The organism is Sphingobacterium bambusae (genome assembly GCF_033955345.1).
Classification (GTDB): Bacteria; Bacteroidota; Bacteroidia; order Sphingobacteriales; family Sphingobacteriaceae; genus Sphingobacterium; species Sphingobacterium bambusae.
In genome coordinates this window covers 3,642,181-3,655,145 of the sequence record NZ_CP138332.1, presented here as the reverse complement: position 1 = coordinate 3,655,145, position 12,965 = coordinate 3,642,181, and the positions used below count along the sequence as shown (strand labels likewise).

Here is a 12,965-nt window from a genome sequence, read left to right as displayed (position 1 = left end):
ACTTTACGCATCGATTTGATCAAATTCGGGTCTTTTCTTTCGTTTTTGGGACATCATGAGATAAAATGCAGGTATGACATACAGCGTCAAGATCAAAGAGAACATGGTACCGCCAACAATCACGACGCCCATACCTATACGGCTTGTCGAAGCGGCACCTAAAGACATAGCTATGGGCAACGCTCCAAGCGCAATGGCTAAGGAAGTCATCAAAATAGGACGCAAGCGAGCCTCGGATGCCGTGACAACAGCCTGATATTTTTCCAGCCCTTGGTCGCGAAGCTGATTGGCAAACTCGACGATGAGGATACCATTTTTAGTGACCAGTCCGATCAGCATGATGGTACCAATCTGACTGAAGATATTCCAAGTCTGACCGAATAACCATAAAGAAAACAGCGCTCCGCCGACAGCCATAGGTACCGTAAGCAAGATGATGATCGGATCGACAAAACTTTCAAATTGAGCCGCTAGGATAAGGAAAATTAGCAATACTGCCAATCCAAACGCAAACATCGTGTTGGAGCCACTCTCCACAAAATCACGCGCTTCACCACCGAGATCTGTTGTAAAACTAGCATCCAATACTTTCTCTTTTACGGCATCCATGGCCTCGATCCCCTCGCCCATACTCCTTCCGGGAGCCAAGCCCGCTGAAACAGTAGCCGACATATAGCGGTTGTTGTGGTAAAGTTGAGGTGGGCTGCTACGCTCCTCCATTTCGACAATGTTATCCAGTTGGATCAATTGTCCACTTTGGCTTTTCACAAAGATAGATGCCAAATCCATAGGCGTTGCCCGATCTTTTCTATCAAACTGCCCCATGACCTGATATTGCTTCCCGTTCATCATGAAATACCCAAATCGTTGTCCCGACAGAGACAACTGCAAGGTTTGCGCAACGTCCAATACGGAGACTCCTAAGGACTGTGCCTTTGCACGATCGATCGTCACAAATATCTCTGGTTTATTGAACTTCAGATTGACATCAACCATGGAGAAGGTATTATCCTTGGAGAGCTCATCCATAAAAATTGGGATTTTCTCTTCCAATTGCTGAAAATTCGGTGCTTGAATGATATACTGTATCGGCAATCCTCCACGCCTATTCACCGATATGGTGGGTTGTTGCGAAACGGCCACCCGCGCCTCCGAATATTGCTTGGTCAATGAGGACAGGTAATTGCTTATCTCTTCTTGCGAGCGTGTGCGCTCATCTGGCTGCACCAAGCCTAACCTGACGACTCCGCTATTGGTGGAAGCCGATCCAAAACCCGGTGAAGTAATCACCAAACTAACTTTCTTCTCGGGTACAGAATCGTTGATCAACATGGTTAGATCCGTCATAAACCGATCCATATATTCATAGGAAGCACCTTCCGGGGCGGTAGCACGCAGACTTAGATAGCTACGATCGTCATAAGGTGCAGTCTCTTTTGGCAATACCGAATAGAAAAAATAGATCAGCACAAAACAGCCCGCAATAACCGCGAAACTCAGCCATTTCAACTTCAGAAAGCCACGAAGTGATCCTTCGTACTCTTTATTCATCATTTCGAAGTAACGTTCGGTTTTGTCGTAGAACTTCGAGCGACGCTGCTCGCCCCCCTTCATCAAGTAAGCGTTCAACATAGGTGTTAAAGAAAGGGACACAAATGCCGATATCAGCACCGCTGCACCGATCACCACACCAAACTCCCTAAACAGCCTACCTACGAATCCTTCCAAAAAAATAACGGGTAGAAACACCGCCGCCAAGGTAATGGAGATAGATATAACCGCGAAAAAGATTTCGTTAGATCCCTTTATAGCAGCCTCGATGGGAGACATCCCCTCCTCGACTTTCTTAAAAATATTCTCGGTCACCACGATACCGTCATCCACCACCAGTCCGGTTGCTAGAACGATAGCGAGCAGTGTCAACACGTTTACAGAAAACCCGCATAGGTACATGATAAAGAAGGTGGCAATCAAAGAAACAGGAATATCGATCAAGGGACGAAAGGCAATAGCCCAATTTCTGAAGAACAGATAGATAATCAACACCACCAATACGATGGCTATCAATAGCGTTTCTACTACCTCCAACACCGCTTTTTTGACAAACTGCGTATTGTCAATCGCAATATTGAGATCAAAGCCGGGCGGCACATCCGCCTTAAGCTTATCATACTCCGCGTAAAACTGGTCCGCAATATCGAGGTAGTTTGTCCCCGGCTGTGGTATTACCGCCAAACTGACCATCGGGTAACCGGAATCCGACATTTTGGTTTCGAAGTTCTCCGCCTCCAAAGCCGCCGATCCCACATCACCCATTCGGATAATCCGGTTTGCATCCGACTTGATGATAATATTATTAAACTCCTCCTCACTCGCTAGGTTACCGACCGTCTTTACGGCTAGTTCCGTATTCGCGCCAGTCAACTTTCCGGACGGAAGTTCTACATTTTGATTGTTCAACGCGGTACGTACGTCCAACACTGTTAGACCATAGGAAGCCAGTCTATTGGGGTCTATCCACAAACGCATCGCATACTTACGTTGCCCCCAAATTTGTACAGAACTAACGCCGGGTATGGTCTGTAACCGCTGCGCGATTATATTCTCCGCGTAGTCAGAAAGCTCCAACACATTTTTTGTCGTGCTCTGCACCGTCATCGTGATGATGGGCTCCGAGTCAGCATCTGCCTTGGATACCACGGGCGCCGCGTCGATGTCTTGCGGCAAATTTCGTAGAGCCTGCGATACTTTATCGCGTACGTCATTTGCTGCTTCCTCTAGGTTTTTACCCAAGTTGAACTCGATGGTAATATTGCTACTGCCCTGGTTACTGGACGAGGATATATTTCGAATACCATCAATAGCATTGATAGATTTCTCCAGTGGTTCCGTGATTTGGGATTCGATAATATCAGCATTCGCTCCGGCGTAGCTCGTTCGCACGGAAATCTGTGCTGGATCGATCGAAGGGAATTCTCGAATCCCTAAAAAAGTATAGCCGATTATCCCGAAAAGAATCAATAAGAGATTCATCACGATGGCCAACACGGGGCGCTTAATGCTTAACGTCGATAAACTCATATACCTAAATGTTTAACGGAGGGTGACGTTCACCGTACTTCCATCGCGTAGCGACATTACGCCCGATGTTAGTACTGTATCGCCTGCAGCGATACCTTTCGTGATCAACACTTCCGCATCCGTTCTTCCGCCTGTTTCCACCAATACCTCCACGGCTTTGCCTCCTTTTTGAACAAATAACTTTTTCCCATTCTGTATCGGGATCAGAGCTTCCGTGGGAACCAATAAGCCTTCGGCTACTGTTTCCAGCGGGAAAATCACATTGGCAAATGTCCCCGGTATCAGTTGGCTATCACCGTTGTCGGCCAATGCGCGAACACGTAAGGTACGTGTTGTAGCCTCCACAATGGGCTCGATAGCATATACATGCGCAGCAAATTCCGTCCGACTCTCCTGTACGGTAAATCGTACGGCACTTCCTATCTTTACCTTAGTAGCATACTTCTCAGGAATGGAAAACTGTAACTTCACCTTACTGATATTAACCAGCTGCGCAATATCGGTGGTGGGAGTGATGTAGCTCCCCTTGGAGATGTTTCGCAAACCAATCGTACCACTAAAGGGCGCGCGAATCAGGGTTCTACGCAGCTGAGCTTCGATCAATTGTATCTGCGATTCCGCCGTCCGGTATTCCGCACTAGCAATATCATACTCCTCTTGGCTGATTGCTTCCTTTTCCAACAAAAGCTTGGCACGTCGTTCGTTCTCGGCGGATAAAATATTTTGTGTCTTGGCCTGTGCCAGCTGCGCACGCAGCTCACCGTCGTTTATGCGAATCAACACCTGACCTTCAGCCACCCTACCTCCTTCGGAGAAATTTAATTCCTCGGCGATTCCCGAGATCTCCGATCGAAGACTCACCACTTCATTGGGCTCAATGGCCCCAGTGAGCGAAAGGAAATCGGAAAAAGGCTTCCCCTGCACCACCACGCCATATACTTTAGATCCTGATTGACCAGCGCCAACATTTCCAGATGTCGACTTTTCTTTATTTACCATGATACGGTATCCCACTAGACCACCGACAATGAGAAACAGGATAATTAGAACTACAGAAACTTTCTTACTCATGATTGTCTAAAATTGACACGAGAATTAAAATACGATCACAAGATACCGCTAATTGTGCAAAAGGACTTGTAAAAATCTTAATATAAAGGTATTCCCACTGCTGGTCTGGCGGTGGTTAAATGCTGCCGAGTGGCACATTATACACGAGATCGAACATCAAGAAAATTTCTACGGGAAGACAGACTTTCTCCCTAAATAAAAAGGGGGATCCTAAAAATCCCCCTGTTCATTTAAAAACTAATCGTTTGGAGTTTCTTATCCACGAGTATACCGTCCACCGCTTTCAATTGAAAATGTGTATCATGCTTGGCCTTCAGTTTGATCTTGAACAGTACCTCTGAACCATTTAACGGCCCCTTATCGCCCAAGTTCACAAAAGTGGGATAGATCGCTCGATCACCGTTTGTATGCAGCCGGTCATTGGTATAGTTTTTCATGTCTTTCATCTGCAATGCTTCTACACCCACAAATTCAAATGTTGCTTGGCTATACGGTAATGCAAAGCTGAGCGCATTAACAGACTGCAGGTGCTCTCCGCTTACGGTCACCTCGACGATATCTCCTGCTTTCAGGATGGTTTTGGATGCAGTCAATTGTAAACGGCCGCCCACCTTTTCCTCCTCATTGGGCTTGGCGCCTCCTTCAAGCAGCACGGCCACATTTGAAATATCATACGCGTCAATCAAGTTGTTCTTATTCACATCGCCGTTGCTCACATAGCCTTCAAAATCTCCATCGCCCATGCGCAAGCCCGTATAATTTACATAAGCTGTCAAATCGTTTTCATCAACCAAACGATCGTTATTGATATCCCCCGGCAGGTAGCTCGCTGATCCGGGAACTTTAAAGACATACAACTCGCGGCCAGAACCAAAACCTCCAACGGCCTCGCTGACGGAAATCTTGATAAAGCGGGCCACAGGATGTTCACTAAAGGTAAAGCCTTTCACCTCCGCATCTCGCTTCCAGTCGAAGGTGCCTGCCGCTGTCCAAGCGTCACCATCATTACTGTACAATACAGATCCCTTCAAGATGGTACCATTCCCGCCGTCCGTCCGCGGAAGGTAGGCGAACTTATCAAGCTGGTTAACCGACTTCAGATCTAAGATCATGTCAAACGGAACAGCGGTTTCTCCCCATTTCGTATGCCACATGTCACCTTCGTCCTTATTAAAGAGCTTATTGATTTCATGACCTCCTTGATTGGCAACCGAAGTTTTCGCTTCTACTCCAGTGATGGCAAATTCCAGCGGATTGGCTTTCGTCTTGGCATGGAATGATCGCCATTCGGATGTCCCTGCTTTGTTTACGGCACGAATCTTAAAGGTATAATCTGTTTCTGCTTCTAGACCATCAAAAAGCAAATGGTTCTCTTTAATGGTCGAATAAATAAGATCATCGAAGGCAATTTCATAGTAATCGGCATTGGACACCTTGTTCCAAGTGGGTGTTAAGGAATAGGCCTGAGTGAGGCTATCGCTTATCTCGGCTGTGGGCGCCAACAATGCAGCGGTGTTTACCAGATTCCTATCTATAGGGGCAAACTGGAAACCATCGATTTGCAAGGTGATGGCCGTTGATGACACATCTTGTTTTCCAATACGTATCATTACCATCGGATTTTTAATCAGCTTCACATTTTCAAAAGCAGATCCTTTGCTAGCAAATTGATTGAGATCGGGTTGGGCATCGTAAAAATAGACATTATCCCCTCCTTGAAACTCGGTGATTGAATGTACTTTTTTCAGCTTCAACGTTTTTCCGTTCAATTGGGCACGTACTTTTTTCGGCTCCTCGGTCACGTTAAAACGAACTTCTGTAGTCTTCATACGTTCGTATCCTTCAAATTCGCCGGTTGATGGGTGAATAGTAAACGTCGCTTTGTCGGCTGTCTGCAATGACGAAAGCTGCGTATTGACACCTTTACCATATCGGTATGCCTCCGTCCTACCATCATCATCATACGCATTAAAGCTGGACCTACCAAAGGGATACAGTTCATAGATCCGTTGATCATTCTTGATTTCCTGCACGTTGTTGTTGGCATTGGTCCTCGGGATAATGGCGCCATTCTTTACAAAAACGGGCACCTTCCACAGGGGTGCATCGATGTTATTGATGACGCGACCACCGCTATACTTTTCGCCGGTAAAATAATCGATCCACTCGCCGTCTGGTAAATAAATACCATTACGGATATCATTTCCCTTTTCATCAGCATTAGTTTCCTGATAAATCGGCGCGACTAGAAAATTAGGGCCATACATGTACTGGTACTGCGTTGCTTTTCCCAACGTATAACGATTTGGCTGTTCGAGAAACATTGCCCGAATCATGGGTAGGCCATCGACAGCCTCCTTCGCGATACTGTAACTATAGGGCACCAGCTGCGATTTTAATTTTAAATACAAACGATTGATGGAGGTTGCTGGTTCACCTAAAGCATGCGGATATTTCTCATTGGCACCCCATCCGTCCATATTCAGTTCCATCGGGGTCCACGTTTTCCACTGAAAATCCCTAATATTTACCTTCATATTCTTTCCACCAAAGATCCCGTCCATATCCGACGTAATATTAGGTTGTCCGGATAGGCCTGAGCCAATGTATGTAGGAATATGAAAACGGATGTATTCCCACACACCGCCGGTCTGGTCACCCGACCAAATACCAGCATAACGTTGTGTTCCTGCCCAACCATCTAACGAGATAATAAAGGGACGTGCATTATTGCCATAATAGGGCATGATATGTCCCACATCGGCCACACCATTTAAGCCGAAGGAATAACCGGGGCCTACCCAGGCCACATCCGTTTTCAGAACGCGCACACCTGCGTCTCGCACCTCCCGTACAATATCCCGCTGTAACAAGGCCCCAACACTATCTCGTGGATGTAGATCAGACTGTGTCCACAGACCAATCTCTACACCATTTTTACGCGCATATTCTCCAAAGTCATGCAGATTTTTAATGTTTCCCTCCAAGGTCTGCGTTTGTCCATAGCCGGCACCATATCCATCATTGGGCAAAATCCAACCCAAGGGCATATCATAAGCCTTATAACGATCAATTACGGCACGCGCCGAAAACTGATAATTAGCCAACTCTCCATTTAGTGACTCCTTAATACCGGACTCATCCTTCTGGCTCTCTTTGTAACGCTTCCCATCTTCAAACAAAAGGCCTTTTTCATCTTCCTTCCAAAAATCTCGATTGTATGCGTTCAGGTGACCTTCATACAAACTAAATTTCGGTAGTAGAACGGGATTTCCCGTTAGCTGGTAGAAGTCGTTTAACAACGCAGCAGCACCATCGTTTATCATAAAAAAAACATCCAGATACGCGGTCTCATGCGAAAGTCGTACCACCCCCTTATCGGGCGTACCAAAAGCATATTTCCCTTTTTTAAAGGTATGCCACATCATAGCATAACCACTTGTAGACCAATAATAAGGGGTCGGCGAAGCCACACCACCATCGGTCCAACTATTTTGGTTCTCAATAGCTATTGATTTTCCCTTATGTGAAAAACGGCCATTTTGTACACCTCCGCCAAAGAAATACTCCGTCGGGTTTTCTTTCAACAAGATAGTCACTTGCGCCTCCTCAAAAGTAATGGGCGCCAAACTCTCCAGCACGACCTTATTGCTCTTACGGTTAATAATCCTGAATATCGAGGTCTCTTTATCAATAGAACATTGTATATCAGCAGTAGTCAGGGTAACACGATCAGCGGCATCGGCTATGTCCAGAAAATCAACAGCTTTCCTCGGCTGATCGACTAAAATCTGTGCGTTAGGTGTTGCCTGCGGGTTTCGGATAATCCCCCCTTTCACATCCTGAAACATGCGAAAGATATGGTTTGCATAGAAATCAAAGGTCAATACCTGTGCATTGGCGTAGACCACTTCAACGGTCGTATTGTTAACTTTCCGTATACCGACTATCTTTGGGCTGTCTAATATGGTTGTCCTTTCCAACGAACGGTCGTACATCATACTCAGAGATGTCCTATACACATGCGCTTGCACAACAAATGAACTCATCAACAACAGCAACAAACAGATGCTGCCTTTCCTATACCAACAAAAAAAATGCATATCGATAATTTATATTTTACGAGTCATGTTTCCACCGTTTCATCTGTAGTTTAGATCGCTTAAGGCTTACATGCTGATAGACAATAATACAACAGTAAATTGATCTAAAAAAAAGCGAACGAAATGCAAACGATTGTCCAATAATAATGTTGCACGAATACGCGTAATAAAAGGCGGCATACCATGAAAGCCAAGCGCAAGCATCCGAGATCCTTTACATTGTATAAAACCCCAATTGCTTTATTCTATAAGTTGTCGTCGCTCATCGGCGAGCCTTTACGGGTCAACAATGCTTTAATTGCAGACGACGGTAAAGCAAAGCATAGCATCAGCAAGTTTCCCTCCGCAATCAACTCTCCATCGATGAGTGTCAAAAGTTTATCCTCATCCATCAATACCTTGGCAACGGACATCAACGTCTCGTTAGCAAACATCAGTGTTGCATTCTAGACCATCAGTACGGTTGTGTAGGACATCAATGTTGCCGCCTTAAAGATCAATGTTACATTGTTGAACATCAACGTCGATCCGCCGCAGATCAGCTAGCGAATGCTACGTAGCATTCGCTAGCCGACAATACAATTAACTATAACAACACCCACCTTCCCGAAACAAAAGGTTGTCACAAACATCTTATTCCCCTCCTGAGGGATGCTGCAGAACGTCAACGGCGCGCAGCAGTCTGTTCTCCCAATCTTGAAGCCGGTCGTTGTCTATTTGATTCACAAATGAATAACTGAAGCCTATGAGGGTGCAATAAAGACATCCGTCAAACAGAACCTGATGCTACGCAAGTAGATTCTGTTGTTCTCCGATACGGAAAAAACACCTGCGGAAGAGAACCGAACACCTTACGACAGAAACAAAACAGGTGAAGAAGAGTTCCTGAAGCCCATCAAAGGAAAGTATCCCCTTGCCGATAAACGAATGCTACGTAGCATTCGCAGCTCGGAAAATGCCAAAAGTGGACCACAGGCTCCCTGAAGACGCTTTTTGTTAAAGAAAAGTAGTACGTTGAGGGTAGCTGATAGTGCGTATTTTGAGGTGGGTAAAACACAAAAGCCCCCTCCAGTTTCCTGAAGGGGCCTTGTTTAAAATTATTCGTCAGTAGCCGGATTACTCTCCCATCCGCCAGCTGGCGGACAATATCTTGGTAGTGCGTAATGCGTATTGGGTAATGCGAATTAGATGGCGTGTAAAACACAAACACAAAAAGCCCCTCCAGTTTCCTGAAGGGGCCTTGTTTAAAATTATCCGTCAGTAGCCGGACTACTCTCCCATCCGCCAGCTGGCGGACAATATCAGCGGCGCTGGCAGCTAGACCATAAAACACAAAGGCCCCTCCAGTTTCCTGAAGGGGCCTCGTTTAAAATTAGGCGCCGACCTACTCTCCCACCTGTTACGGCAATACCATCGGCTCTGGCGGGCTTGACTTCTCTGTTCGGAATGGGGAAGAGGTAGACACCGCCGATATAGGCACCTGAATATCTTTGCAAAGTAAAAAGTCAAAATTCAAAAGTAAAAAACCATACAGGACTTTTTAATTTTTACATTTTAATTTTTAATTGCATAATGACATGCATTGAAAGAAAGAAAAAGAAGGAAGACAACAACGTTCTACCGGCGTGGAAAGCTTCGGGCTATTAGTATCACTCGGCTTTGGTCTCTCAACCTTTACACCTATGACCTATCAACGTTGTCATCTACAACGACCCTATGAGGAAGTCTCATCTCGTGGCTAGTTTCGCACTTAGATGCTTTCAGCGCTTATCTATTCCGGACGTAGCTACCCTGCCGTACACCTGGCGGCATAACAGGTTCACCAGCGGTCCGTCCAACCCGGTCCTCTCGTACTAAGGTCAGATCCACTCAAACTTCCAGCGCCCACAACAGATAGGGACCGAACTGTCTCGCGACGTTCTGAACCCAGCTCGCGTGCCACTTTAATGGGCGAACAGCCCAACCCTTGGGACCTTCTCCAGCCCCAGGATGTGACGAGCCGACATCGAGGTGCCAAACCTCCCCGTCGATATGAGCTCTTGGGGGAGATCAGCCTGTTATCCCCAGCGTACCTTTTATCCTTTGAGCGATGGCCCTTCCATACAGAACCACCGGATCACTATGTCCGTCTTTCGACCCTGGTCGACTTGTTGGTCTCACAGTCAAGCAAGCTTATGCCATTGCACTCCACGTACGGTTACCAAGCGTACTGAGCTTACCTTTGAAAGCCTCCGTTACCTTTTTGGAGGCGACCACCCCAGTCAAACTACCCACCAAACAATGTCCTCGACATGATCGAGTTAGAAACCGAATACAGAAAGGGCGGTATTTCAAGGTTGATTCCACGGATCCTAGCGAACCCGCTTCAACATCTCCCGCCTATCCTACACATCCTGTACCCAATTTCAATGTTAAGCTATAGTGAAGGTGCATGGGGTCTTTCCGTCCCGTTGCGGGTAACCGGCGTCTTCACCGATACCACAATTTCACCGAGCTCATGGCTGAGACAGCGCCCAGATCGTTACACCATTCGTGCAGGTCGGAACTTACCCGACAAGGAATTTCGCTACCTTAGGACCGTTATAGTTACGGCCGCCGTTTACTGGGGCTTCGATTCAATGCTTCTCTTGCGATGACATCCCCTCTTAACCTTCCAGCACCGGGCAGGTGTCAGGCCTTATACTTCATCTTTCGATTTCGCAAAGCCATATGTTTTTGCTAAACAGTCGCCTGGGCCTTTTCACTGCGGCTGCTCTTGCGAGACAGCGCCCCTTCTCCCGAAGTTACAGGGCCATTTTGCCGAGTTCCTTAGCCATGATTCACTCGAGCACCTTAGGATTCTCTCCTCGACCACCTGTGTCGGTTTACGGTACGGGTTTTTATAACCTGAAGCTTAGCGGGTTTTCTTGGAAGTCTGATTACCTGCACTATCCACGCCCCCGAAGGTTTGCGGTACTATCATGTTTCAGCACAGTCTGCGGATTTGCCTACAGTCTGTATACCTACGCACTTTAACGAACTATTCCGTCAGTTCGCGGCAGTGTCACTACTCCGTCACCACATCGCAGTTATAAAAAGTACGGGAATATTAACCCGTTGTCCATCGGCTTGCTCCCTTCGGATGCGCCTTAGGCCCCGACTAACCCTGATCCGATTAGCGTTGATCAGGAAACCTTAGTCTTTCGGTGGGCGGGTTTCTCACCCGCCTTATCGTTACTTATGCCTACATTTGCTTTTCTATAAAGTCCACCATCAGTCACCTGACGGATTCACCCCTCATAGAATGCTCCCCTACCAGATGTAGCTTGTGCTACAAATCCATAGCTTCGGTAATACACTTGATGCCCGTTTATTATCCACGCCCGGCCGCTCGACTAGTGAGCTGTTACGCACTCTTTAAATGAATGGCTGCTTCCAAGCCAACATCCTAGCTGTCTGGGCAACCGGACCTCGTTAGTTCAACTTAGCGTATATTTGGGGACCTTAGCTGATGGTCTGGGTTCTTTCCCTCTCGGCCTTGGACCTTAGCACCCAAAGCCTCACTGCCGGCCATATCTATGTAGCATTCGGAGTTCGTCTGGATTTGGTAGGATTTGACTCCCCCGCACCCAATCGGTAGCTCTACCTCTACTAGACTCTATGCCGACGCTGTTCCTAAAAACATTTCGGGGAGTACGAGCTATTTCCCAGTTTGATTGGCCTTTCACCCCTACCCTCAGGTCATCCGGAAACTTTTCAACGTTTATCGGTTCGGTCCTCCATTACGTGTTACCGCAACTTCAACCTGCCCAAGGGTAGATCACAAGGTTTCGCGTCTACCTCACCTGACTATGCGCCCTATTCAGACTCGCTTTCGCTTCGGCTGCGTCCCTGAAGGACTTAACCTTGCCAGATAAGAGTAACTCGTAGGCTCATTATGCAAAAGGCACGCCGTCACAGAATAAATCTGCTCCGACCGCTTGTAAGCACACGGTTTCAGGTTCTTTTCACTCCCCTGTTCGGGGTTCTTTTCATCTTTCCCTCACGGTACTGGTCCACTATCGGTCTCTCAGGAGTATTTAGCCTTGCCAGATGGTGCTGGCAGATTCCCACAGGATTTCTCCGGTCCCGCGGTACTCAGGATACCACTAGCGTCGTTCCGCTTACGTGTACGGGGCTATCACCCATATTGCCCGGCTTCCCATCCGGTTCCACTTCGCTCGACGAATCACATCTCGTGGTCCTACAACCCCGCTATTGCCGTAACAATAGCGGTTTGGGCTCTTTCCCGTTCGCTCGCCACTACTTGGGAAATCATTATTATTTTCTCCTCCTACGCTTACTTAGATGTTTCAGTTCGGCGCGTTCGCGTATTATACAACATACCTTCAGTATGTTAGGTTGCCCCATTCGGAAATCCACGGATCAAGTCACATTTGCTGATCCCCGTGGCTTATCGCAGCTTATCACGTCCTTCATCGCCTCTGAGAGCCTAGACATCCCCCGTGTGCCCTTTGTTACTTTCTTCGCTCATATACCCCTTTTGCTAGGTATATGGCTGCCTTTGTCCTACTTGTATTCGTGCACTAATGCTCGAACACGTTCTGACCATTGTTGTCTTCTCTTGTGTTTTCTTTCTTTCAATATGTCAAAGAACGGATTCGAAGTAAAAATTAAAAAGTAAAAATTAAAAAAACTGTACAGCTTTTGACTTTTAAATTTTGACTTTTT

5 protein-coding genes and 2 rRNA genes are annotated in these 12,965 nt (G+C 46.7%); 1 reads left to right on the top strand and 6 read right to left on the bottom strand.

Going from position 1 to position 12,965, the window contains the following annotated elements:
- Window positions 1-3: 3 nt before the first annotated feature.
- The 4 genes from SCB77_RS15175 to SCB77_RS15160 all read right to left on the bottom strand — a co-directional run bounded on the left by SCB77_RS15175 (window position 4) and on the right by SCB77_RS15160 (window position 8,689).
- A complete protein-coding gene (locus SCB77_RS15175) occupies window positions 4-3,081 on the bottom strand; it encodes an efflux RND transporter permease subunit (protein WP_320182843.1) in 3,078 nt (1,025 codons plus the stop codon).
- Window positions 3,082-3,093: 12 nt separating this feature from the next.
- On the bottom strand, window positions 3,094-4,152 hold the full coding sequence (locus SCB77_RS15170; protein WP_320182842.1) for an efflux RND transporter periplasmic adaptor subunit: 1,059 nt from the start codon (window positions 4,150-4,152) through the stop codon (window positions 3,094-3,096).
- Between the two features lie 230 nt (window positions 4,153-4,382).
- The gene (locus SCB77_RS15165; protein WP_320182841.1) at window positions 4,383-8,255 is read right to left on the bottom strand and encodes a TIM-barrel domain-containing protein; all 3,873 of its coding nucleotides are present in this window, start codon (window positions 8,253-8,255) and stop codon (window positions 4,383-4,385) included.
- 245 nt (window positions 8,256-8,500) lie between these two features.
- Entirely contained in the window at window positions 8,501-8,689 is a 189-nt protein-coding gene (locus SCB77_RS15160; protein ID WP_320182840.1) for a hypothetical protein, read from the bottom strand.
- Between the two features lie 370 nt (window positions 8,690-9,059).
- Here SCB77_RS15160 and SCB77_RS15155 point away from each other — a divergent pair, with 370 nt between their 5' ends.
- The gene (locus SCB77_RS15155) at window positions 9,060-9,239 is read left to right on the top strand and encodes a hypothetical protein (RefSeq protein WP_320182839.1); all 180 of its coding nucleotides are present in this window, start codon (window positions 9,060-9,062) and stop codon (window positions 9,237-9,239) included.
- A gap of 387 nt (window positions 9,240-9,626) precedes the next feature.
- Here the strand turns inward: SCB77_RS15155 and rrf are convergent.
- Window positions 9,627-9,739: ribosomal RNA gene (gene rrf / locus SCB77_RS15150) — 5S ribosomal RNA — on the bottom strand.
- Between the two features lie 139 nt (window positions 9,740-9,878).
- Window positions 9,879-12,762, bottom strand: a 23S ribosomal RNA gene (locus SCB77_RS15145).
- Window positions 12,763-12,965 lie beyond the last annotated feature (203 nt).